This window comes from Gilvimarinus algae (genome assembly GCF_030518215.1).
Lineage (GTDB): Bacteria > Pseudomonadota > Gammaproteobacteria > Pseudomonadales > Cellvibrionaceae > Gilvimarinus > Gilvimarinus algae.
This window is the reverse complement of the sequence record NZ_JAULRT010000035.1, coordinates 1-23,157: the sequence shown is the minus strand read 5'-3', so window position 1 is coordinate 23,157 and position 23,157 is coordinate 1. Positions and strand designations below refer to the sequence as shown.

The following is a 23,157-nucleotide window of genomic DNA, read 5'->3' as shown; positions in this document are numbered from 1 at the left end:
TGTATGAAAAAATGTTTTACCTTGGAGCCATATTATTAACCCTGGGGTGATAATTACAATGGCCGCTGTCGAATGAACAGCAATGGAGTCCGTCATGATCAAATCCCGAGCAGCCGTGGCCTGGGGCCCCGGCAAACCCCTGAGTATTGAAGTGGTGGATGTGATGCCGCCCCAGGCCGGCGAAGTGTTGGTGCGGGTGGTGGCCAGCGGTGTCTGCCATACCGATGCCTTCACCCTTTCGGGCGACGATCCGGAGGGCAACTGGCCGGCCATTCTCGGGCACGAGGGCGGCGGCATTGTCGAGCAAGTGGGCGAAGGGGTCACCAGTGTTCAGGTGGGTGACCATGTGATTCCGCTCTACACGCCCGAGTGCGGCGAGTGTAAGTTTTGTCTCTCGGGTAAAACCAACCTCTGCCAGCAAATTCGCGAAACCCAAGGCAAAGGCCTGATGCCCGATGGCACCACCCGTTTCTACAAAGACGGCCAGCCAATCTATCACTACATGGGCTGCTCCACGTTTTCGGAGTACACCGTGCTGCCGGAGATTGCTCTGGCCAAGGTCAACAAGTCCGCGCCACTGGAAGAGGTGTGCCTGCTCGGTTGCGGCGTTACCACCGGTATGGGCGCGGTGCTCAATACCGCGAAGGTAGAAGAGGGGGCCACAGTGGCGATTTTTGGCCTCGGCGGTATTGGCCTGTCGGCGATCATCGGTGCCACCATGGCCGGCGCCGGGCGAATTCTTGCGATCGACATTAACGAGCGCAAATTTGAGCTGGCGAAAAAGCTGGGCGCGACCGACTGCATCAACCCCCAAGACTACGACAAACCCATTCAGGAAGTGATTGTCGAACTCACCGATGGCGGTGTTGACTATTCCTTCGAGTGCATCGGCAATGTCAATGTCATGCGTTCGGCGCTGGAGTGCTGTCACAAAGGCTGGGGAGAATCTGTGATTATTGGTGTGGCCGGCTCGGGCCAGGAAATCAGCACCCGTCCCTTCCAGTTGGTCACCGGCCGGGTCTGGCGCGGCACGGCCTTTGGCGGTGTGAAAGGCCGCTCGCAACTGCCGGGCATTGTCGAGGATTACCTGGCAGGCAAGTTCAAACTGGATGATTTTATCACCCACACCATGGGTCTCGACGACATCAACAAGGCCTTTGATTTAATGCACTCAGGCGAGAGCATCCGCAGCGTGATTCACTTTCAACAGGAGTCGGCATGAGCATTGAATCGGTCAGCAGCAACAAGTGTTTCGGCGGCTGGCACAAGCGCTACGCACACGAGTCCGATCTGCTGAACTGCAAAATGCAGTTTGCGGTTTACCTGCCGCCGGTGGTCTCGGAAGGCAAGAGCGTGCCTGTGGTTTACTGGCTCTCGGGCCTGACCTGCACCGACGAGAACTTTATGCAAAAAGCCGGTGCCCAGCGCATTGCCGCCGAGTTGGGGGTGGCGCTGGTGGCACCGGACACCAGCCCGCGCGGCGAGGGTGTGGCAGACGATGAAAATGGCGCTTACGATTTAGGGTTGGGCGCGGGCTTTTACGTGAACGCCACCGAAGAGCCCTGGGCGCGGCACTATCAGATGTACGACTACATCGTCAGTGAACTGCCATCGCTGATTGAGCAGTACTTCCCGGTGACCGGGCAAAGGGCGATCAGTGGTCACTCCATGGGGGGGCACGGCGCGCTCACCATCGGCTTGAAAAACCCTGGCCGCTACAGCTCTATTTCAGCGTTTAGTCCAATCAGCAATCCGGTGAATTGCCCCTGGGGGCAAAAAGCCTTTGGCGCTTATCTCGGCGACGATAAAGACGCTTGGCAGGAGCACGACGCCAGTGTGCTTATGGCGCGCGGCGGGAAGATACCGGTGTTGGTGGATCAGGGCGAGAGCGATAATTTTCTCACGGACCAGCTGATGCCCCAGGCGCTGCAACAAGCCGCCCAGAGCAGCGGTTACCCACTGGATCTGCGTATGCAGCCGGGCTACGACCACAGCTACTTTTTTATCGCCACTTTTATTGAAGAGCATCTGCGCTTTCACGCGGAACACTTCTGATTTACCCAGTGGTGTTGAACGCTGGCCGCACACAGTTGCGGCCTGCACGCTTGGCCTCATAGAGCGCTTGGTCGGCCCTGGCAATCCACTCATCCCAACTTTCGCCGTGCTGGTAGGCAGCGCAGCCAAAGGATGCGGTTACCTCCAGCTGTTCTTCGATGGTCAGCCGCAAGTGCTCCGCCACGTTGCAGGCGCCTTGGAGGTCAGTGTTGTTCAGCAGGATCAGAAACTCTTCGCCACCGTAGCGAAACACCTCGTCACTGCCAGCGCGCAGCCGCCCCTGTAGTAATACCGTGAGTGTTTGCAGTGTGTTGTCTCCAGCCTCGTGACCGAGCTGGTCGTTAATCGCTTTAAAGTGGTCGATGTCCATCAGCAACACCGCCGCGTTTGAGCTTTGCTGCAACTTGCCTTTTTGCGAATCGAGACTGGAAAACAGTTTGCGCCGGTTACCGATGCCGGTGAGCGGATCGATGTGGGCAAGGTTTTCCAGTTGCTGGCGTTGGTCTTCGGTTTTCCAGGAAAAAACCCCGGCAAAGGCACAGACCAGGGCCAATGAAACCAGCATATCCACAAACTCCAGCTGCTGGGCAAAGTGGCCGGCAAGCGGGGTGAGCGCCAGCATAATCAGCACATTGATGGCGATGGCCTGACGCAGAGACAGAACAAAAAAATTGGCCACCGCAACCGGGTACACCCAGTAGATCATCGGCTGGGGGTTGAGGTAGGTCATGCCCAGGGCCGCCAGGGTGTAAAAGCCGGCGCTGGCAAGGTTGGCCGCCGTCGAGCGCCCGCGGCGCAAGGTGGTGTAGAGAATCAGCCCCATGCCCAGCACAATGGCCGTATCCAGTGCGGCTAGCAGCCACTCGCCGGTAAGTGCGCGGACAATGGCCAGCGGCGCAATGGCGAGAATCGCGCAGCTCGACAGCAAGATGGCCATCGCCAGCCGGAAATCCTCACGCAGTGTTTTAATCATAAACCGTCGTTCCCGGTGGGTCGGTGCGTGTGCACCTAATGAGAACATAGCAGTCAATTCGGTGAGCGGCTAGCGGAAGAGGCTAATGAAGCAGACGCTGCGCACGGCTTTGCGCCGTACGCAGCAGATATGGTTTAAGGCGTGATTTTAAAGATCACGCTGATGCGTTTATTCAGGGTAATGGTCTGAGGGGCAAAGAGGTCAAAGGCGGGGCCCGCATCGGCTGCACTGACCCGTCCAAACGCCTGCTCCTGCACACCAAACTTGGCCATGGGGTTTTCAAAGCCCTGATCTTCGGAAATGGCGTACACTGACTTGATCTTCACGTCCAAGCCGGAGGCCAGATTCTCGGCGCGGCTGCGGGCATCGCGGCCGGCCTGCGCGGTCAGCTCGCGCATCAATGATTCGCGCTCGAGCACATCAAAGCTGGCGTTTATGCCTGAGGTGTTGGGCATGCGCAGCAGCTCGGTAATGATCGCCTGATAGCTGTCGAGCCCGTCTATTTCAAAGCGAAAGCGCTGCGTGACCTCGTAGCCGATGATCTCCATGGTGCCGCCCATGTGCTGGCGGTCGCGCCGTACCTGTTTGTCCACCGCGTAGGATTCAATATCCTCGTGGGTAAGCCCCTGCGCCTTGGCCAGCTCGATCACCGCCTTGCCGCGCTCGGCCACGGTATCCATGGCCTGGGCGGCGTCCTTGTGAAACTCCATCACCTGAAAGTCGACAGTGACCGTATTGGGCGCAACCTCCATCTCGGCCTCGCCGGTCACTGTGATGTAGGGAAACTCCGGCATGGCAGCGCCAAAGGCCAGTTGGTGGCAGCTAAACAGCGCCAGTGCAGAAAGCGCGAACAGAATTTTCTTCATAGGGTTCATACCTCTGAATCGTTGAACATCGGATACCATCGAGACGGCGAGTAGCGGGATTAGTTCCCGCACTCAAAGCCGAGCAAATAGTGAACTCTACAATAGCATTGTGCTATAACGAGCGGCGCTGGATTAACAATTTCGCACAAGGAGGGCCAGCTTGAGCAACGTGTTTCTCGCGATCTTGGGATGGATTCGAACCAATGGGTCAGCCGTTCTTGGCGTTTTGCTGTTGACCGCTTGTGTTCGCGCCGAGACCATCACCCTGGTGGCGGATCAGTGGTGCCCCTATAACTGCGATCCGGCTGCGGAGCGCCCCGGATTTATGGTGGAGATTGCCCAGCGCGCCTTTGCCGCCGAGGGCATTGAAGTAGTCTATCTCACCCTGCCCTGGCTGCGCGCCCTGCAGGCCACGGCTCATGGCAGCTACGATGCCGTGATCGGCGCCTCGGTGATTGAAGCGCGCGGTTTTGTCTTCCCGGATATCGAGCAGGCGAGAATGCGCAACGGCATTTGGGCCTTGCAAGGCCGCGCCTGGCAGTACGCGGGGGTCGATTCTCTCAAGCAAGTGCGCCTTGGCGCCACGGGCGGCTACAGCTACGGCCCTGCTGTTGAGCGCTATCTGAACCACCCAGACAACGCTGCGGGCGTCACCTTGCTGTTTGGCGATGAACCGCTCAGCCGCGGTATCAGTATGCTCAAACGCGGCCGTCTGGATGCCCTGCTTGAAGATGAGCAGGTCATGCGTTACGCGCTCAGACAAAGCGGTGAAGAAAATGCCCTGGTGCTCGCCGGCCTGGTGGAAAACACCGACGAATTCAGCAAAATTTATATCGCCTTTTCCAGTGCGCGGGAGAACTCTGACAAATACGCCCGCATCCTGTCCGAACAGACGCGCCGCCTGCGTCAAAGCGGCGAGCTGCACGATATCCTCGCCCACTACAACCTGACCGATTGGCAGCCCAGTCCCATGCCGCACTAAGCAGGCTGCAACCCTTGTAGGTTAACTGACGTATTGCAAGTGCCGGGTGCTCGTTTTAGGGTCTGTTGCATTCATTGAATACAGCCTGTTGCGCCTAAAAAATTGCCAAACAAGGCGCGAGGAGAGTAGTTTGGTGATTCCAAATGAACGACGAGCAAAGCTTAACGCCTCCTGCTCTCGCGCCTCACCTGCATCCATGCAGGCGACGCCCAGTGGCGAATTTTTAGGCGCAACCCGAAGGGCTGGAGCCAGTTTACCCCCAGCGTTGTTGCCGAGACCTAAAACACTCGCTGCCCTCATGGGGCGCGCTTTCGCTTTTTTGGAATGACCAAACTTCGCTCACGGCGCTTGGCTAAAAGCAAAACTGGCTTCCAGCAGGCGGATTCAATGAGTGTTAGCAGGCCCTAGCTGGGGCAATTGTTTGCAGGTATAGACGATGATCGATTCAAAAGCCGACACCAACACCAACACCAACACCAACACCGACGCCGAGCATGGCACCGTTAACATTGTTGGCGGCGGTCCGAAAAAAGTGCTCTATACCCTCAAAACCCTGCACCGCATCGGCTTGCTCAATTCTGCCAAAGCCCTGAAAAGCCGCAACGCCTGCAAAGCCTGTGGGCTGGGTATGGGCGGACAGCGCGGCGGCATGACCAATGAGTTGGATGAATTCCCCTCGGTGTGCAACAAAAGCATCCAGGCGCAATCTACCGACATCCAGCCGCCTATACCCGAGGCGCTGTTTGACCATACCCTGGCCGAGTTTAACGAGCTGAGCGCCCACGAGCTTGAACACCTGGGCCGTCTGAATACGCCCCTGTACAAACCCGCCGGCAGTGATCGCTACCAAGTGATGGGCTGGGATGAGGCGATCCATCTGGCGGTTAAACGCTTCGCCGCCACCGCGCCCGAGCGCAGTTTTTTTTACTCCTCCGGCCGCTCCTCCAACGAGGCGGGTTTTGTTCTGCAATTGCTGGCGCGCCTGTTCGGCACCAATAACGTCAATAACTGCTCTTACTACTGCCACCAGGCCACCGGCGTCGGGCTGACCAACGTCATCGGCACAGGCACAGCCACTATTGGCCTGGACGATCTGGCGCTGGCGGACACCATTTTTGTGATAGGCGCCAATCCGGCCTCGAACCACCCGCGCTTTGTCCATCAGCTGAAAAACTGCCGCGACCGCGGCGGCCAGGTGATTGTGATTAACCCGGCAAAAGAGCCCGGCCTGGTGCGCTTTGCCGTGCCCAAAAGCGCCAGCTCCATGCTCAAGGGCGGCACCTGGATTGCCTCGCGCTATCTGCAGCCGGCCATAGGCTCGGATCTGGCGCTGCTCAAGGGGATCGGCAAGGCGCTGCTGGCCAGCGGCGCTATTGATGATGCGTTTATCGCCGAGCACACCGAGGGTTTTGAAGCCTACATCGCCGATATTGGGAGTCTTGGTTGGGAAGAAATCACCGCCGCTTGCTTGATTTCGCAGGGCGACATTGAGGCGCTGGCTGCCGACTACGCCCGTTCCGAGAATACGGTGTTTGCCTGGGGCATGGGCATCACCCACCACTTAAACGGGGTGGAGAATGTGGAGGCCATTGCCAACCTGGCTCTGCTGCGCGGCATGGTGGGCAAGCCGGGCGCCGGCCTTTTGCCACTGCGCGGTCACAGCAATGTGCAAGGCATTGGCACCATCGGGGTAAAACCCGTATTGGCCGATGATGTTCTCCAGGCGCTGGAAACGCAAATGGGCAGGTCGTTGCCCCGCGCCAAGGGCATGGATACCCTCGCCTGCCTGAACGCCGCCGAGCGCGGCGAGATGGATGCGGCCTTGCTGATGGGCGGCAACCTCTTTTCGGCCACACCCGACTCTGACTTTGCCCGCCGCGCGCTGGATGCCGTGGGCTTCAAGCTCTACCTGACCACCACGCTCAACCGCGGTCATGTGATGGGCATGGAAAACAGCGAGGCTCTGATACTGCCGTTGGCTGCCCGTGACGAGGAGCCGCAGCCAACCACTCAGGAGTCCATGTTCAACTATGTGCGCCTGAGCGATGGCGGCGTCTATCGCCTGGGGAATGTGCGCTCCGAAGTGGCCATTCTGGCCGAGCTGGGCAGTCGCCTGTTGACCGATGCCCCTGTGGATTTTGCCCGTTTTAAGTCCCACAAGGCCGTGCGCCAAGCCATTGCCGAGAGCGTGCCGGGCATGGCGGAGCTGGCGGCCATCGATGCTGAGGGCGGGGAATTTACCGTTGCCAGGCGGCTCCTGCATCGCCCCGAATTTGCCCGCGCGAGCGGCAAGGCAAGGTTTCAGGCTTACGCGGCAAGACGCCAAGCCTCCGACGCCCGCTACCCCTACACCCTGGCGAGTATCCGCAGCGAGGGTCAGTTTAACTCGATCATCTATGAAGAGTCGGACAGCTATCGCGGCACCGAAGAGCGCTGGTGCGTGCTGGTGCCCTATGCGGACTGCCAGCGCTTGAATCTGGCGAAAGGTGACAAGGCGACGCTGCGCTCGGCCCACGGGATCATGGAGGGTTTAAAGGTCTATCCGTTTGACCTGCCCGCCGGCAGTCTGATGGCCTATTACCCCGAGGCCAATGTCCTGATTGGCACCGATCATGATCCACGCAGTAAAACCCCCGCCTTTAAGTCTGTGCCGGTGGATTTGATTCGGGCCTAGAGGAGTCGATCAGCCCTAACTCCTCCAGGCAGGTCTCGATGCCCGGCAGCATATCCAGGGCGTCGAGAAAGCGCTGCCCGCTTTGGCAGCCCTCGATACCGGCCAGCCAGCAGGCGAGCTTGGCTGCACTGAGATTAACCTCGGGCTTATCCTCGTGAAGCTTCTCTACGGCCCGACACACGTTTTTGATGCCGCCGTCGTTGGGCGGGAAGTTTGACCCCAGCACATCCAGCCCCCACTGCCCCCACTGGAGCGCGAGAAACGTGTGCTCACTCATCTGCACGATCGTGTGGTAGTTGAGCGACGGGTTGGTGATCACCAAAGGCAGCTTGGACAGCAACGTGCGTATCTCCGGCAGAGCGCGGTTGAGCTTTGCAATCAACTGGCGCTGCTCGGTGTTGGCGGTAATCGTGAGTGTGTCCAGAAAGTCGTTTTGCAGTTTTTGCCAGAGCAGCGGGCGGGAGCGGCAGTAGGCGGTGACGAGCTCTTGTGGCGGTGTCCAGAAACACAAAGCGATACCAATCTGGTTGATGCCATAGCCGAGCTTCAGCCGGTCCTCCATCGCGGTGGCCGCCTTGGGCAGCGCCAAAAGATGCACCTGGTAGCCATTGAGCACCGTGCTGTGCACCAATCTCGGTGCCGGCAGGGCGGCGGCATTGGGCGAGCTCAGCAAGCTGGTCTCATGCAGCGCCAGGGAGGTGCGGCTGGTGTCGTAGATTTTAATGATCCAGGCATCCTCACTGGCCAGGTCGCTGGCTCTGAACACAAACACATTGGGAATGGTTGACTGCAGCCAGTCGATGCGCAGGTTATCGGCGTTCAGGTTTGTGTGGCCGGCCTGCTGAATCACTTCACTCACCCAGTGGGGCAGCTCTTGCGGCGAAAGTTCGGCCCAGATACCGGAGCTGTCGGTGGCCGGCGGTATGCTCAGCAAATGTTCCTGAAAAAACAGGGCGGAGAGTTTGTCTCTAAGGCGCAGCACTTCGGCCAAATCCATCATGCTGGTGGCGATTTTTGATGAGGCCTGCCGTGAGAGAATCAGGGCGACGATAATAAACAGCACCGAGGGCGCCACCGAGTAGAGGTGATCGACAATCGCCACTGCAAAAGTCAGCAAAAAGCTGATATTGCCCAGATGGTTCAGCGTCTGGTTAAACAGTTGCGGGTTGGCCTGCTTGATGCTCTGCCGGTATTTTCCATGGGCAAAAGGAATACAGAGCAGGGTAAAGACGATCAGCGCCAAGCTCAGCTCGGGGTAAATGAGACCGAGCAGCGCCAGAACCGCCAAGGCAAATAAAATGCCTGCCAGGGAGTTAACCACTTTTTTGTAGCCGTTGGCGGCCATGTGATTTTGATTTTCAAAGAGCACCACCTTGCCCGCCTGACGGACCATATCCGCAGCCGATGAGTCAACGGCGATATTGGCCACTCGTTCTCCCAGGCTGTAGATGCCGTAGAACACCACCGCGAGGCCACTGAGCAACAATATAAGCGTGTTCAAAGCCATCTGCTCCAGCGGCGCTGGCATATAGCTCGGCACAGCATCCATGCCCAGCAGCATAATCACCTTGATGGGCAGGAGCATGCCCACCATCAGGGCGCCCTGGCTGACCAAGGTGGCGCCGGTGGCAAGGGCCGAGCGCACCGGTGTGGCCTGAATCAAACGCTTGGCGAGCTGTGCAAGCCAGCGCAGGTTGGAAGTGTCGTTGGCCAAGGCCTACCTCTTAGAGTTACCCGTTATTTATCGGAGGCTACTATACATATTCTCCGGCGCAATACCCACTGGCCCAGGCCCACTGAAAGTTGTACCCCCCAAGCCAGCCAGTCACGTCCAGTACCTCGCCGATAAAATACAGCCCCGGTGTGTTTTTCGCTTCAAAGGTTTTTGAGGAGACACCATCGGTGTCGATACCGCCGCGGGTGACCTCAGCGGTGCGGTAGCCCTCTGTGCCGGTCGGTTGCATAGGCCAGCGGTGCAGCGTATCGGCCACTTGGCCGATGTCCTCATTGCGCCAGTCTGCCAGGGGCTTTTCTTTCAGGTGCGCCAACCCAAAGTGATCGAGCCAGGCGGTGATAAAGCGTTTGGGCAAATGCTCCGCTAACAGTGTGACCGGCTGCGCTTTGCTGGCGGCGGATCGCCAGCGCGCCAGCTGCTCGTCGATCTTAAGCTGTGGTAGCCAATCCACGCTGATGCTGTCGCCGGGGTACCAGTAATTGGATATTTGCAGTGCGGCGGGCCCGCTGATGCCCTTGTGGGTAAACAGCAAGGCCTCGGCAAAGCTCTGGCCGTTACAGGTAACGCGCGCGGCCAGGGCAACACCGGCGAGCGATTGTGCCAGTGCCAGCCACGGGCCCTTAAACGTAAAAGGCACCAGCGCGGCGTCGCGCCGGGTGACTTTCAGGCCGAATTGTTTGGCGATGTCGTAGCCAAAGCCCGTGGCGCCCATGGTGGGAATGGACAGCCCGCCGGTGGCCACCACCAGGGATTGGCATTGATAAACACCGAGGCCGGTGGTCAGTGTGTAGAGGCCGGTGTCCGGATGGCGTTCAATACTCAGTATGTCGCAGTGGGTGCGAATCTCGGCGCCGGCGCTCTCGCATTCGGCCAGTAAAATATTCAGCAGGTCTTTGGCTTTGTGATCGCAAAACAGCTGGCCGAGGGTTTTTTCGTGATAGGCCAGACCGTGCTTTTCCACCAGAGCAATAAAATCCCACTGGGTGTAGCGCGACAGTGCCGATTTGCAAAAGTGCGGGTTGGCCGACAGGTAGTTGCCGGGTTCTATTTCATAGTTGGTGAAGTTGCAGCGCCCGCCGCCGGACATTAGAATTTTTTTGCCGACTTTGTTAGCGTGATCAAGCACCACCACTTTGCGGCCGCGCTGCCCGGCGGTGGCGGCGCACATCAAACCGGCGGCGCCGGCGCCGATAATCACACAGTCGTAGTTTTGCATACCGGCAGGGAAACCTCAGTGGGCGGCGCGTCTTGCCCGCAAAAGCGCGCATGATACTGCACTAGTGTCCAGTCCGAGAAGTTCGCTGTATGTCAGAGCGTCGCTTCACCCGACAATCTTCCTTGCCGGGTGAATGATTGCTGGCAGGGGTCAATCGGCGACGGCCAGATACCGCAAGTGCGGCTGCAGGGGGGCGTCAAAGGTGCCGATGCTGTAGCCCGGATAAGTCTGGGTGATGTTCAGGGTCACCTGGGTGGCGTCGAGCTTTTTGTAAGCGGTGGGTGCCAGGGCCATGGTGCCGTAGGCGGGTATATTGGCAAAGGGCGCTTCGCCCTCGGCGTAGACGCTGAAGCTGTCACCCACATTGACCCCGTTATTGGCCCCGGCCAGCACATAGACGCTGCGATCGCGGGCGGAAATTTTCAAAGGGGCCATAAAGGGCTGGCACAGAGCCTTCTGGCCGATGTCGGCCACCGCCTCGTCGATCAGCTTGCTGGCTTTATGGCCGTAGTCGGTCTGCCAGAACTCGGGCGTGGCAAAGCCGGTACGCGCCGTGTAATCGGCCGTCCACAGTCCCTGGGTGGCATAGGATTTGTCGAAGATTCGCGAGCCGGTGACCCCGTCGTGCAGCATCAGGCGAAAGCGAAAGTGCCGCTCGCGTATGTCACCGCCCTCGGCGCCCACCCAGCCCTTCACCGCACTGGCCACACGGTTGGAGGCGCGGCCCAGGGAATTGCTGCGGTAGTAGCCGTGGGCATCGACCATGGACATGTCTTCGATGTAGCCGGTCATCACGTACTGGGTCTGGTACTGGCTGGCCACCTGCTGCACGGCGTTAAACAGCTCGTAGTGGTTGCTCAACAGGCGCGTGTCGCTGGCAAGCACCAGCTCGGGTTGACTCTGGACCTGCAGGTTGTACTCCGGGTAGAGGCGCTCGGCCATGGTGAGCGCCAGGGCGCCCTCTGCGTTGTTGAGCTCACCCACCCGGGTGCTGGCCGGGCGCTGCATATGAAAGGCAGTGACCAGCATGGATTTTTGATAGCGGTGGGCGGGGCACTGGGCCGCGCTCTCGGGGTTGATCTGCGCCCGAATGGTCACGCTGTAGATGCCCTCGCGCTTGCGCTCATCAATCACTTCTATGGCATCGATATGGCCATTGGTACTGACATGAATCTGATCGTCCACCTCGGTGGCGTTCACCACCAGCGTTGAGCTGTTTACCTTTACCCCGGCTTGCAGGAGCGCGGTGCGCGCAGCATCGGCAATGGCTTGCTGGCGCGCGCCGGACAGGTCGTCGCCCAGGGCGCTTTTACCCTCGGCAATCACGGTGGCGGCGCTGGCCAGCCCGGCCGCACTCATCAGTGCGGCGGTGGCGAGTAGTGTTGCGATCTTTGACCAGTTCATAGGGCTCACCTCTGGGCTCAGTGTGTATGAACGCCGGTGTCGTAGTGGACTTCGGTGGTGGAATGCGTGCGGACGACCTCGCGGTGGTCCGTGTGGTATTTGTCCCGCGCCGGTTTGTAGACATAGGCTTCCATGGTCTGTACCGGCTCGCGCAAAAAGTGCTCGTTGAGGGTCAGCGACAGGGTGGTCTCGTAGTAGCCCTCGGCGTTATAGCCCTGGGAGCTGATGCGCGAGCGCCTGAGTACGTAGGCATCCACCAAAGCGCTCATGCGGTCGGCGTCGGTCAAGAAGTCGCTCACTTGCGAGTTGGCCGAAATCTCTACGCCTTTGACGCGCTCGGCGAGGCTCCGGTAGGCCTCCACTTCCGAGGCGCGCAGGGCCATGAGTTTCTGCTGTGCCAGGTTGGCCGCCAGCGCCGGGTCCAGGGCGCCGTAGCCAGTGACAGTGATGGTGACCGGCTCTACCTCGGTGTAAACCACGCGCTCACCGGCGCCGCAGATACGGCACTCTATGATTTCGCAGCCCGCGAGCATGGCGCCCAGGGCGAGCGCGGCCAGGCTCCTGAAAAGGTTTGTTGTCATTCTGGCGATCCTTATTGAAATCTTCTTGGGTATAAGGCGGTATCGGCCAGTGTTGGGGATTATTTAGGTGCTGTTTGCCAGGTGGGCCAGCAGATCGTTAAGCAGCTGTTCGCCGGGGAGGGTAAACAACAGCGAAAAGAGTGCCGTGTTGGCAATAACGCACAACCAGAAAAGGGTGCGGAAGGGTTGTTTGCGGGTTTTATGGCGAAACAGATGACGCGCCAAGAGCGCGCCGGGCCAGCCGCCCGCCAAGGTCAACAGCAGTAGCTGCGCTTCGCTGATACGCGAGTAGTCGCGGGTGGCTTTGTACTTATCCAGAGCAAAGATGGCAAAGCTCAGGCCGCTTACCGTCAGATACCACCAACCGCTGTAGGCGTTGGCAAGAGCGGCTTCGGCCAGGCTGAACACAGCCGCGATGGCGCTCAGGCAGATCAAGCCGGCGAACCAGGCTCGGGGCAGCTGAAAGCCAGTGGCGCGAATGTTGGCCGCGCGGATCTTGCCCTCGCCGGTTACCTCGCGGGTGTAGCGATAGCGCTGGCCCGTGCGCGGACGCCCGGCAGCCTTGAACTCACCAATATGCGCAAAGACGCGCGGGCCGGTGCCCGGGTCGAGAAAGCCAAAACCGCGCTCGTCGTTCCACTGCACCAAGGTGCCCAAATGGTCTGTTTTACCCACGGCCATTACCAGTTCGAGCCGGCCTGAATGTAGTAGGCGGTTTCTTCCGGGCCGCGGGCGACATCCAGCCCCATGGTAAAGCCGTAGCGCCGCGCCAGCAGGTAGCGCAAACCCGCGCCGTAGCTCTCTACTTGCTCGGCTGAGTCGGTCAGCTCGCTCCACGACGGCGCGGTAAAACCGGCGCCGGTAAAGCCTTTAACGTGCCACCGGGGCGTAATTTTATAGGTGGCCTCCAGTTCGGTGATGGCGACCTGCTGGTCCTGATAGCGGGCCTTGGCAATGCCCCGCAGATTGACGCCGGGCAGGGCGTAGGGTGGCAGCGGCTTGCCGCCGCGCGGCTCAACGCCCTGGTAATCGAGCCTTAGCCCGAGGTTAAAGGTGTCGCTGAGAATCCAGTAGTTGAGGCCGGTGAGCTGGTACTGGGTAAACTCCAGGTCGCTGCCGATGGCATCGTCAAAACTGACGGCGCGGGCGCGGTAGTTAAAGCCCGCTTCGGGATTCATGGGGTTGTCGCGCGAGTCGTACTCCAGCACCAGCCCCAGGCCCGAGGTGGTTTCGCTGATGTTAAAGCGGTTCTGTATAAACTGCTCCAAATGCTCGTTTAATTCATCGCTCGGCAGGCGGGTGATGTCCACCTCATTGGCGAGGCGCGTTTTCATTTTCTGGTAGGTTTGGTAGGCGCCGATAAACCAGGCGCTCTGGCCGAGCCTGAACGAGAGCTTCTGCAGCACGGCCGGGCCGCTGACGTTTAACTGCACGGGTTCGCTCAGCGGTTGATTGCCAATTCGGTAGAAATCCAGATTCATATCCGGGTAACCCAGCCCGCCTTTGTAACGGACGGTGTCGTTGCGCCAGAAGCCCATATGGCCCAAGCCGCCAAACTTACTACCGTTTTCTGTGCCAAAGCCGCCGGCAATGGTGATGTTTTCGGGGATAACGCCAACGGTCTTGGTGCCGCTTTTCTGCGCCTCTGACTCGTGAAAGAACACCCCGAACACACCCAACCCGTTTCCCACGGCCGGCTCGGTAATGACCATAGGCACCGGCAGAAACCCGAGCATTTTTTGGCTCAGGTAGGCGCTCGCATCGAGCATGCCGTCTTCCGGGTCGATAAACAGGTCGTTGATGGCCCAGCTGGCCGGCGAGTAACTGGCCGTTGCCAGCGCCAGGGCGCCGATTCCATAAAAGGTGGGTAGCCGCATGCTCAATCCCTATGCTGTTCGCTGTCAGATTAGCCTAGCGGATAGTGCGCCAATCAGGTAGCACTTTGTCTAGCGCCCGAACCTGTAAAGAGAGCAATTGTCGATTTTGGCGGAATAAACGTCCCGGAAGACACCTTCCGGGACGTTTCATGGGTAGAGGGTGAGCCAGACGCTTTTGGCTTACTGTGGCAGGGTTTTGAGTTTGATGTTGCGAAACCAGACTTTGTCGCCGTGGTCCTGCAATACAATTTGCCCGCCCGGTGTTTTCGCAAAGCTGTTCCAGTCCCCGAATTTACTGGCGGCGACCAGCGCATCCCACTCGGGGGTGAACATTTCAGTGCTCACCAGCCGGTAGCCGTTGAGCCAGTGCTCGACATGGCCGTTGTTCACCACCAGACGCGTGCGATTCCACTCACCCGCCGGCAAGACGGTGACAAACTTGGCTTTGATCAGGTCGTACAAATCGCCGGCGCGGTGCTTTTCAATCTTGCCGTCCGGGTGGCCGGGGTTATCCAGCAGCTGATACTCGGGCCCGCTTAAATAGGCGTGCTCAAGTTCGGGCTTTTCTTTGACGTTGTAGATAATCCCGCTGTTGCCTTTGTCGGCGACTTTCCACTCCAGGCGCAGCTCAAAATTCTCTACCGCCTCGGGGGTAATCACCACATCGCCACCGCCGGGCGTGGTCCAGCCGTCCTCATCGGGGTTGCGGCCCTGCAGGTGCAGGGTGCCTTCATCCACCACCCAACGCTCGCCCAGGCTATTATTGTCAAAGTTGTAGTTGCGAAGCCCCGCCAGGCTTTCGCCGTCAAACAACAGTTGCCAGCCGTCTGCCTGTTCCGCCGGCGTCAGGGCATTGTGGCTCACCGAGTAGTCTTCATTAATGCTCACCGGCTTATCGGTGGGCAGGGCATTGAGGGTGTACCAGGCCTCGGTGGTCCACAGCTCCTGGTCGCTGGCGCTGACAAAGGGACGCTTGATACGAAAATACACCATGTGATTTTCTTTGAGCCCGGCCAGCTTAAACTGGGCGCGCGTGCGATCGGGCGAGAGCGAAAAGGTCTCCACCTCAAGCGGACCTTTATCGAGCTTGGGGCCGCCGTATTCGCCGGTGGGTTCATAGCGCCACTGAACAATTTCAAAGTCTTCGGCGGTAATGTTCTGCCCCGCTTTCACAGGCTCCGTAAAGGTGATTTCAAAGCCGTCGCTGCGGGCGCTGACGCTGAGCATTTCAAAGGTGGTTTCGCCGTTGTAGCTCAGCCGCTGCAGGCCGTACCACTTGCCGCCGGCGTGGGCCCAGTTACCCGGGTTGCCCACACCGCCCACGATCAGCGAGCCATCCGGCGCCCATTCCAGGCGATTGACACCGGCTTCCAGCCCCTGGGTAAAACGAAACACCGCGCCCTGCAGGCGGCCGTTAATGCGCTCGGCAAACACCCGCTTGATACCACCGTGGGTGACCTCGCCGTGAATCATCTGGTTTTGATAAGGGCCGATGTTCAGCGGCGCCGGCTCGGCCGGTGAGTTGCCAATTTCATCCTGCGGTAGCCAGACCACCGGCAGGGTTTCGGTTAGGTTGGCGGTGCCCTCAAAATCCACCGAGCGCGAGCCGTACCAGGCGCCCTCGGTCAGCTCAATGATTTTGCTGGAGGGCAGCCAGTCGCCCTGGTTATCGGCGATAAACAGTTCGCCGTCAATGCCAAAGCCAATGCCGTTGGGGGTGCGCAGGCCCGAGGCCACCATGCTGACCTCGCCCGTGTCTTTGTGCACTTTAAACGCGTGGCCGCGATCCGGTGCCTGCGGATCGGCGCTGGCGCCGCCCGGTAAAATCGCGGTGGCCAGGGCACCGTAAAAATACCCGTCCCGGTACTCCAGGCCAAAGGCAAACTCGTGAAAGTTGGCTGTTGCCGACCAGTCGTTGGCGAGCAGGCGGTACTCGTCGATGATTTCATCGCCGTTCAAATCCACCAGCCGGGTCAGCTCCTGTTTTTGCAGCACGTAAATGTCGCCGTCCACCACTTTTACACCGAGCGGTTCGGCCAGGCCGCGGGCAATGCGCTTGACCTCAATCTGTTCGGCGGGCGCCTCCCAGTTGGAGACAATGTACACCGAGCCCTCCGGGTCCCAGGTGGAAACCACCAGCCGGCCGTCGGGCAAAAAGTCCAGCCCGCCCACCATGGGCTCAAAGGCCTCGGGGCGCGCCTGGTGCACATCAAACGAGGGATGAACACCGGCCACTTCGCGCTGATCCCCCGGCACGGTTTTCACAATGTCCGGGTCGGTGACTACGGGTTCTACGGTTCGCACGTCATTGGGGGTGGCCAGCAGCATGGACTCGGGCACCAGTTCAAACTCGCCGGTTTGCGGATTTTTCCATTGCAGTGACAGCGCCGCACCCGAGGTGCCCTGGAAGAAAATAATCTCCAGCGGGTGTAGCCCAGCTTCGAGGGAGATCTCGGTATCCTTGGGGTCGGGGCCGTGAAAGCCCCAGTGGTTAATGGCCAGCTCGCCGTTCAGGTACAAATAGGAGCCGTCGTCGCTCACCAGCCGCAAGGTGGTGGTCAGGGGTTTATCCAGTTTTAAATTCGTTTTCACCTGATAGGCGAAGCGCTCTTTGATCGGCTCAAAGGCATCAATGCTGGGCAAATGAATTTGCCTACTGAGTGCGCCCAGCGCCGGCGGTGTGGTGCGCAGCACCTCAACATTGGGCTGGTCGCCGGAAAAGTAATGCAGGTAAAACAGCGCGCCCGGGGTGTTCTCATCCAGCAGGGGCGTTTCGTCTTTCAGGTTCACCGCCACCGCCGGTTGCGCCATGGGGCCTTCACCGGTGGCCGCTGCCGGGGCGGCGGGTTTTAGTGAAAGAATATACTCGGCCATGGCCGAAGCATCTTCCTGCGCCAGATTCGGGTGCGGCGACATGGGCACCTGGCCCCAGTTACCCGCGCCGCCATCAATGATTTTTTGCGCGAGCATGGCGGCGGCATCGGCCTCATTGGCGTAGCGCTGGGCAATGGCCTGGTAAGACGGGCCGACGGTTTTCACCTCAGCGTTGTGGCAGGCCGCGCAGTCGCTGCCTGCGATTTGCGCTTCACCGGGGTGCAGAGCGGCGGCCTCAGGCTCGGCGTCGCGCTGCTCGGGCAGCGGCGGGTAGTGGAGCGTCAGCGTCGTCTCGCCCTCGTTCAGCGTCAGGGTATCGCCACTGATCGCGCCGCTGCCGCTCACGTTGTATTGCTCCGGCAGCTCAAGAGCGCTCAGCGCCGCGCTGCCGCCTTTCACGTGAAAGCGGCGGGTGAATACCGCCGTCTCGCCCTGCCACTCATAACTCGGGGTTTCTTCAATGCTGAGGGTGTCATTGCCGTAGAGCAGTACCGGCGTATCGCCATTTAAACGGTGGCCGAGATAGCGGATGCCGCCTTGCCATTTAGCGGTTTCACTGCGCAGGTAATCGCGCCCCGGCGTTGCCGGTTGCGGCCCGTGCTTTTGATCGTAGACCGCGCCGGAAAACGCCACCTGGCCGTCCCATACCTTGTACAGCGTACCGGCCGCGGTATCGTAAGCGGCACTTAAGTCATCGCCGAGGCGCAGTGTTAATACGCGCGGCTTGTCGTCCAGCACCGAGCGAAAGGCGATCATCTCACCCGTCATCGAGGGGCTGGTCACCTGAGTTTGGTCAGAGGGTTGCTCTGGCTGGCAGGCGCTCAGCAGTGGGCCTGCGGCCAGCAAGGCCGCCAGGGCCGTGCGGCGAAAAGTCGGTTGCATGAGTCTCTCCGGTTATTATTGGTGTGCTCTGATAATAGACTCAGTTTGCCACAGCGGACGAGGGATGCGGAGGCATTGAATACGTTTTCATAAACGCGAAAAGGTGAATTAACGTTTCTTGATGGTGGGGGTTGTGGTGGATGCTTCCAATTAAGAGCCGCTTTTCACAATGAATGCGCCGGCAGAAATTACCTTCTGCCTTTGTAATTGGCTAGGGAGTTTTGGCGTAGAGACATTCGTACAATCGATTGCCTGTCAGTTGGGTAAACATTCTTTCCAGGTTTGATGCGACAACACCGAGTTTCTTATACGCCTCCTGAGCGGGACAGTTGCCTTTAATGCGCCATAGTTCATCGATGTTAAATTCCGCCTAGGGGAGGTTGCGATTGCTCGCTTGCCAAGGCTTGAGCTGATGGTCATCCGCCAGTCTCATCTTCCATATGAGTCATCTTTTATTTTCTGGGCTTTTTGTCGATCAATACATCCTGTTGCCATTTGCCAGGCTTTTTGTCGGTGCGGTGAATGCAGCCAGGCCAGCAGCACGGCCTTTTCTTTCCTTCAAGCAGCTCTTCCATGGCGCGGTGAATACGCTTTACCCGAGTCTTCTCCTGCTTGGCGTCTTCTATCCAGCAGATAAACTCATTCCGGCCAATAGGTGTCAGGCTTTCCCAAAGGTCTCTGGTGTGTTCTGACTCGGTTAGGGCGTCGGCCAAGTCTGCGGGTACTTGGTGTACAAGGCCGCCCGATAATGTCGTCATACACTGAATCCTGTATTGTTGGGTTTTCAGCGAAAGAAAATGTTCGCTGCTTTGAATTTAACGCTATCGATCATTCTTTTGTCCAATGGCTAAGCGCTGTGCACCATCACGGACGTCTTTTACTTCGCTTAATAAATGGCCCTTCTGGCGCATAAGATATCATTTTTGAACTGAGTGTTTGTACAGGTATATTAAGATGGCGTGGCTCAAGGCGCGCGCTTTGCCCGATGGGCGCGCACGCTTTACAGTTTTCAATATACAAAAAAACGTTTATAGTCAAACGCTTAACCAGATCGGAAGGTTAGATAACAAGACCGCCGTGCGCGAGATAATGCGCACGCACGCTTTGCTTCCCCTTCCCAGAACTTAAATACCGATTAAATAGCTGAAAAGTCAAAAGCTTGCGCTATATTCCTGAGGCATTTTCAAGGATTGATATTGCGCATGCGCGATATACAAAGGTTATTTGCCAGATGAAACGCGGTGGGTAAAGTAAGCTTAGCACAAGAATTTAATAATGCTGTATATAAAAACAGTATAAGTGTGCTAATCGACATTCGGAAAAAATATTGGAAATGGAATTGACAGCCTATTACTCTGTTTTAGACCTTAAGACTAAGTGCCTGCCACTGTGCAAGTCCGTGGTTTGCATCAGGGGACAGGCACTTAGTCTTAAGGTAAAGAAAGAGTCATCAATACTCTCTTCGTTCCGCGTTTCCTCCAGTTCCGTTCACGGGTTAATGCAGCTTCTTCGTATTCTCAGAAGTGCTTTATATTCCGTGCCCGCAAATAACAAGGCCAAGCATTGCGACAACTTTTTCGCTACGGCTTTGCCTTCACAAAAAAGTCGCGAATGTTGGCGACGTTAGCGCTCCAAGTTCCCCAGATAGCATGGAAAATAATTAGCCAAAATAGGATCAAGCGATGCTAAAAAGACGTGACTTTTTGATTACATCTATAGCGGTTAGCTCACTGCTGTCCGTGCCTGCTGCGGCAAAACCCGCTAAGCGTCGCTTCGATGCTGCCGAGCGGCTTCGGGCTTTAGAAGTGGGTCACGCGCGCCTCGGCGTTTGTTTTCTTGACACAGTCACAGGCGAAATCAGCGGCAACCGCATCGAGGAACGCTTTGCTATGTGCTCAACATTCAAACTAGCAATGGTTGCCGTATGTCTGCGCGAATCAGACAACGGGCGCTTGAACCTAGAGGAGATATTGCAGTATTCAGAAACAGATCTTCTTCCTTGGGCGCCAGTTACCCGTAAAAATCTCGGCAAGGGCGGTCTGAGTATCGCCACTCTGGCGCAGGCGGCTCAAGAAATGAGTGATGGTGTTGCCGCCAATCTTTTGGTTAAGCGCCTAGGTGGCCCGAAAGCGGTCACCGTGAAGTTCCGGGAAATGGGCGATACGGTGACCCGCCTTGATCGCTATGAGCCGGATCTTGGTTTGGTTCTCTCCGCCGATACACGCGACACCACCTCACCTCTCGCTTATGCACAACTTGTCAGCGGAATTCTGACGGGCGATATTTTAAGAAACAATTCGCGCGAACGACTTCTGGGGTGGACGCGAAATACAACCACCGGTGCGAGGCGGCTACGAGCCGGCCTCCCCATTGAATGGCGTACTGGGAACAAGACTGGTACTGGGCGCGACGAGGGGACGACCAACAAGTGCAATGACGTCGCTATCACTTTTCCGCCCGGCAAGAACCCAATTATCATTGCAGCGTATTTTGACAGCGGTGAATACACAGAAAAGGTAGAGGCGAGGCATGAAGCTGTGCTTGCTGAAGTGGGGAAGATTGCTGCCGAATGGGCTGTAAGTTAGTGAACAAATTAACTTTTCGGTGATTCTAAACTCGAAAAAATGCCTAAAAAAACGCCATCAGGGCGACGGCTTTACGTTGTGGCTGCTGCGCTCTAACCCAGCCTAAAATGCGGGCGTTAGACGGCCAAGTTACCAAATTGACTTAAGAAAAGTACGAATATGCGATAGACACATATCACGGCAACCCGACTTAGCGAGGCTGTACGTTTAGACTCTACGGATGCGTATTGGTACTGAAGAGGTGATGAATGAAGCATCTATCCCTGATAATGATCTCGATACTTCTCTATTTGGCTGTGGGCACGGCAAGGTCGAACAGCATTGACGAGGCCTCAACTGCCCAAAGGATAGTCGTGCTCAACGAATCGGAGGGAATTGTCTACGCACATTTTTGTGCGTTCTACGAGCTGCGCGCGCTGATTGCGGATGGCCTTAGCGGGGCGAAGGAAGATGAGGTTGGTTTGTCCAGCCCGATGTATGAGTTGAGGATGCTGAGTCGATCTGGAGAAAGCACAGTTTATATAGGGGATCACTGGATACAATCAAGTGACGGTATGTTCTCGCTCTCCAGTGAGGTTTTCGAAAGAATCGTCGAACTTGTCTCTAGCCGAGAAGGGCGCGGGATTCCGCTGTCAAAGGTTGAGGCTTATAACGCAAAAGCAATTCGGCAGTTTAGGCGTCCAGATTACAAAGAAGATAATCGTTGTCTGAGATCAGTCAGGTAATGCCGCCTAACAATGCGCCGCGCCCGCAGTTGACCCAGTCCACCTTAGGCTGCCGCTTCAGGCGGTCTGCGTGAAGTGCGGATGAGCTTAAGCGTTAGCCAATATTATGGATTCCATTTTCACTAAAATTATTCGGATGGAAGAATAGGCTCATGTGGTTTGGAACTCGAATCGCATCATAGCCATTCTTGATATTTGCCCGATTAACCCCGGCCACCTACTTGTCATTCCCTACGAGCAGGTGCCGGATATTGATGAGCTAACTGATGAGCGCTATCACGAGTTATGGCAAGCTGTAAAACATCTTCGCCGTGGGTTGAAGAACGCGTTTGGCGCGCCGAAAGTTGGCATAGCTGTTGAGGGCTTCGGTGTCGATCATGCCCATGTTCACTTGGTCCCTGTATACTCCGGGAACGAGCTAAATCCGGAGAGAGCCAAGCCAGCTAGTCTTAAGGATCTTGATTTGACCCAGAAAAAGATTCTGGCTGAAGTCCAAAATGGCTAACAAACACAGCCACTGAAGATAAAGCTCGCAGGGCTACAAGACTCCAAGAGCCTATGAAGATCAATATTCGCATATGTGCGCTTCAACCAGTGTCCGGTTTTAGTGGGGAATATTATTTTCGAAGTGAGATCGTAGTAATTCTTTGAATTTGGTACTTAAAATATGTTTTTTGATGTCGAATCACTTAGCTCCCAGGAAATATATCGCTTTCTTGTTGGAGGAGTCACACCGAGACCAATAGCGTGGATTAGCACATTAAGTAAGAATGGAGTCGCTAACATTGCCCCGTATTCATTTTTCAATGTTGCAAGCTGTAGCCCACCTGTACTGTGGTTTTCTCAGGTAAACCCTATGGAAGGTGGAGATAAGAATACATTGGCGAATATATTAGAAACGAAGGAGTGTGTGATTCATGTGGTTAATGAAAAGTTACTCGAGAAAATGAATCTATCTTGCGCGTCGCTTCCGGCAAGCCAGAGTGAATTTGAATTCGCAGATATTGAGTATTGTATGAGCCATTCTGTAAAGCCGTTGTCTGTGAAAGAAGCTCCTGTTAGATACGAATGCAACCTTCGTGAAGTGCTTAGAATTAGCAGTCTTCCTTCGGGTGGTAGTGTTGTGCTTATGAACGTATCTCACATCTATATAGATGACTCTATCCTGGAGGGCATGAAAATCAATCAAGGGAAGCTTGATAGTGTGGGCAAGATGGGTGCTGATTTTTATAGTTTGACCACGAGCTTGTTGGAAATGCCCAGGCCGTGATCATCTAACGTAGATGAGGGGCAGGCCTTACAATTCATACGCATAAGTGGGGGAGATGAAAATAAATGGAAAAATCATCGTGCCCCAATTTTCTCGAGAAAGAAAAAGAAGCTAGAGTCCGGCACCCATTTCCCCTGAGAACGAGCCGAATGGAGGCCTATTTTTGTGGGTAAGTGAGCAGGACGCTCACGCAAGTATCGCCGCGCAAGGGACAAGGTGAATTGCACAGCAAGAGAGGGCGGCCTGGGCCGAGGCGCGTCGATACGGCCCTCAAAAATTGGCCGGAAGGAGGGAGCCCGACGGGCCGTGAACCGGGGTGTACGTACCCATTCATAGGTTACACCTTTGTCTACATACATAGGTAACAGTTTTTAAACTGATAGGCACTGCCATGTGGAGGTGCCTATGCCTTGGAAAGAGACAACGCCTATGAACCAGAAACTTACATTTATTGCCGA

At 57.1% G+C, this 23,157-nt stretch carries 18 protein-coding genes; 8 read left to right on the top strand and 10 right to left on the bottom strand.

The features are described 5' to 3' along the window. Positions 1 to 82: 82 nt before the first annotated feature. Together QWI16_RS03705 and fghA are read left to right on the top strand one after the other, a co-directional pair. The gene (locus QWI16_RS03705; protein WP_441294554.1) at positions 83 to 1,222 is read left to right on the top strand and encodes an S-(hydroxymethyl)glutathione dehydrogenase/class III alcohol dehydrogenase; all 1,140 of its coding nucleotides are present in this window, start codon (positions 83 to 85) and stop codon (positions 1,220 to 1,222) included. Continuing rightward, a complete protein-coding gene (gene fghA, locus QWI16_RS03700; RefSeq protein WP_302711394.1) occupies positions 1,219 to 2,055 on the top strand; it encodes an S-formylglutathione hydrolase in 837 nt (278 codons plus the stop codon). The genes QWI16_RS03705 and fghA overlap by 4 nt, the downstream gene beginning before the upstream one ends. A 1-nt stretch (position 2,056) precedes the next feature. On the opposite strand, the gene QWI16_RS03695 is transcribed toward fghA, so the two are convergent. Then, complete coding sequence (locus tag QWI16_RS03695; RefSeq protein ID WP_302711393.1) at positions 2,057 to 3,028, bottom strand: GGDEF domain-containing protein; 972 nt, start codon at positions 3,026 to 3,028, stop codon at positions 2,057 to 2,059. Between the two features lie 134 nt (positions 3,029 to 3,162). Next, the gene (locus QWI16_RS03690) at positions 3,163 to 3,894 is read right to left on the bottom strand and encodes an SIMPL domain-containing protein (protein ID WP_302711392.1); all 732 of its coding nucleotides are present in this window, start codon (positions 3,892 to 3,894) and stop codon (positions 3,163 to 3,165) included. 169 nt (positions 3,895 to 4,063) lie between these two features. On the opposite strand from QWI16_RS03690, the gene QWI16_RS03685 reads away from it, so the two are divergent. Further along, entirely contained in the window at positions 4,064 to 4,876 is an 813-nt protein-coding gene (locus QWI16_RS03685) for a substrate-binding periplasmic protein (protein WP_302711892.1), read from the top strand. A 436-nt stretch (positions 4,877 to 5,312) separates the two neighbouring features. Continuing rightward, positions 5,313 to 7,550, top strand: a complete 2,238-nt coding sequence (locus QWI16_RS03680) for an FdhF/YdeP family oxidoreductase (RefSeq protein ID WP_302711391.1) — start codon at positions 5,313 to 5,315, stop codon at positions 7,548 to 7,550. On the opposite strand, the gene QWI16_RS03675 is transcribed toward QWI16_RS03680, so the two are convergent. The 8 genes from QWI16_RS03675 to QWI16_RS03640 form a co-directional block, all read right to left on the bottom strand. Continuing rightward, positions 7,516 to 9,264, bottom strand: a complete 1,749-nt coding sequence (locus QWI16_RS03675; RefSeq protein WP_302711390.1) for a hypothetical protein — start codon at positions 9,262 to 9,264, stop codon at positions 7,516 to 7,518. The two genes, QWI16_RS03680 and QWI16_RS03675, sit on opposite strands and share 35 nt — an antisense overlap. Before the next feature lie 40 nt (positions 9,265 to 9,304). Then, positions 9,305 to 10,501: a BaiN/RdsA family NAD(P)/FAD-dependent oxidoreductase gene (locus QWI16_RS03670; RefSeq protein ID WP_302711389.1), complete on the bottom strand. Its 1,197-nt coding sequence runs from the start codon at positions 10,499 to 10,501 to the stop codon at positions 9,305 to 9,307. A gap of 150 nt (positions 10,502 to 10,651) precedes the next feature. Next, entirely contained in the window at positions 10,652 to 11,905 is a 1,254-nt protein-coding gene (locus QWI16_RS03665; protein ID WP_302711388.1) for a flagellar assembly protein T N-terminal domain-containing protein, read from the bottom strand. A gap of 17 nt (positions 11,906 to 11,922) precedes the next feature. Continuing rightward, the gene (locus QWI16_RS03660; RefSeq protein ID WP_302711387.1) at positions 11,923 to 12,486 is read right to left on the bottom strand and encodes an LPP20 family lipoprotein; all 564 of its coding nucleotides are present in this window, start codon (positions 12,484 to 12,486) and stop codon (positions 11,923 to 11,925) included. 63 nt (positions 12,487 to 12,549) lie between these two features. Next, on the bottom strand, positions 12,550 to 13,161 hold the full coding sequence (locus tag QWI16_RS03655; RefSeq protein WP_302711386.1) for a DUF1294 domain-containing protein: 612 nt from the start codon (positions 13,159 to 13,161) through the stop codon (positions 12,550 to 12,552). 5 nt (positions 13,162 to 13,166) lie between these two features. After that, on the bottom strand, positions 13,167 to 14,363 hold the full coding sequence (locus QWI16_RS03650) for a BamA/TamA family outer membrane protein (RefSeq protein WP_302711385.1): 1,197 nt from the start codon (positions 14,361 to 14,363) through the stop codon (positions 13,167 to 13,169). Between the two features lie 180 nt (positions 14,364 to 14,543). Continuing rightward, entirely contained in the window at positions 14,544 to 18,119 is a 3,576-nt protein-coding gene (locus QWI16_RS03645; RefSeq protein WP_302711384.1) for a 3-keto-alpha-glucoside-1,2-lyase-like domain-containing protein, read from the bottom strand. A 452-nt stretch (positions 18,120 to 18,571) separates the two neighbouring features. After that, positions 18,572 to 18,877, bottom strand: coding sequence for a YdeI/OmpD-associated family protein (locus QWI16_RS03640; RefSeq protein WP_302711382.1), 306 nt, complete (start codon positions 18,875 to 18,877; stop codon positions 18,572 to 18,574). A 924-nt stretch (positions 18,878 to 19,801) separates the two neighbouring features. On the opposite strand from QWI16_RS03640, the gene bla reads away from it, so the two are divergent. The 4 genes from bla (at position 19,802) to QWI16_RS03620 (ending at position 22,699) form a co-directional block, all read left to right on the top strand. Further along, on the top strand, positions 19,802 to 20,704 hold the full coding sequence (gene bla, locus QWI16_RS03635; RefSeq protein WP_302711381.1) for a class A beta-lactamase: 903 nt from the start codon (positions 19,802 to 19,804) through the stop codon (positions 20,702 to 20,704). A 248-nt stretch (positions 20,705 to 20,952) separates the two neighbouring features. After that, a complete protein-coding gene (locus QWI16_RS03630) occupies positions 20,953 to 21,429 on the top strand; it encodes a hypothetical protein (RefSeq protein WP_302711380.1) in 477 nt (158 codons plus the stop codon). Positions 21,430 to 21,583: 154 nt separating this feature from the next. Then, the gene (locus tag QWI16_RS03625) at positions 21,584 to 21,934 is read left to right on the top strand and encodes an HIT family protein (RefSeq protein WP_302711379.1); all 351 of its coding nucleotides are present in this window, start codon (positions 21,584 to 21,586) and stop codon (positions 21,932 to 21,934) included. Between the two features lie 162 nt (positions 21,935 to 22,096). Further along, on the top strand, positions 22,097 to 22,699 hold the full coding sequence (locus QWI16_RS03620) for a flavin reductase family protein (RefSeq protein ID WP_302711378.1): 603 nt from the start codon (positions 22,097 to 22,099) through the stop codon (positions 22,697 to 22,699). The last annotated feature ends 458 nt before the right edge of the window (positions 22,700 to 23,157 follow it).

Excerpts from the sequence above, each read along its gene's own strand:
- bla (WP_302711381.1), top strand. The coding sequence starts at position 19,802 with ATGCTAAAAAGACGTGACTTTTTGATTACATCTATAGCGGTTAGCTCA.
- QWI16_RS03670 (WP_302711389.1), bottom strand. The coding sequence starts at position 10,501 with ATGCAAAACTACGACTGTGTGATTATCGGCGCCGGCGCCGCCGGTTTG.
- QWI16_RS03645 (WP_302711384.1), bottom strand. The coding sequence starts at position 18,119 with ATGCAACCGACTTTTCGCCGCACGGCCCTGGCGGCCTTGCTGGCCGCA.
- QWI16_RS03620 (WP_302711378.1), top strand. The coding sequence starts at position 22,097 with ATGTTTTTTGATGTCGAATCACTTAGCTCCCAGGAAATATATCGCTTT.
- QWI16_RS03630 (WP_302711380.1), top strand. The coding sequence starts at position 20,953 with ATGAAGCATCTATCCCTGATAATGATCTCGATACTTCTCTATTTGGCT.
- QWI16_RS03705 (WP_441294554.1), top strand. The coding sequence starts at position 83 with ATGGAGTCCGTCATGATCAAATCCCGAGCAGCCGTGGCCTGGGGCCCC.
- QWI16_RS03660 (WP_302711387.1), bottom strand. The coding sequence starts at position 12,486 with ATGACAACAAACCTTTTCAGGAGCCTGGCCGCGCTCGCCCTGGGCGCC.
- QWI16_RS03665 (WP_302711388.1), bottom strand. The coding sequence starts at position 11,905 with ATGAACTGGTCAAAGATCGCAACACTACTCGCCACCGCCGCACTGATG.
- QWI16_RS03695 (WP_302711393.1), bottom strand. The coding sequence starts at position 3,028 with ATGATTAAAACACTGCGTGAGGATTTCCGGCTGGCGATGGCCATCTTG.
- QWI16_RS03690 (WP_302711392.1), bottom strand. The coding sequence starts at position 3,894 with ATGAAGAAAATTCTGTTCGCGCTTTCTGCACTGGCGCTGTTTAGCTGC.
- QWI16_RS03640 (WP_302711382.1), bottom strand. The coding sequence starts at position 18,877 with ATGACGACATTATCGGGCGGCCTTGTACACCAAGTACCCGCAGACTTG.
- QWI16_RS03680 (WP_302711391.1), top strand. The coding sequence starts at position 5,313 with ATGATCGATTCAAAAGCCGACACCAACACCAACACCAACACCAACACC.
- fghA (WP_302711394.1), top strand. The coding sequence starts at position 1,219 with ATGAGCATTGAATCGGTCAGCAGCAACAAGTGTTTCGGCGGCTGGCAC.
- QWI16_RS03650 (WP_302711385.1), bottom strand. The coding sequence starts at position 14,363 with ATGCGGCTACCCACCTTTTATGGAATCGGCGCCCTGGCGCTGGCAACG.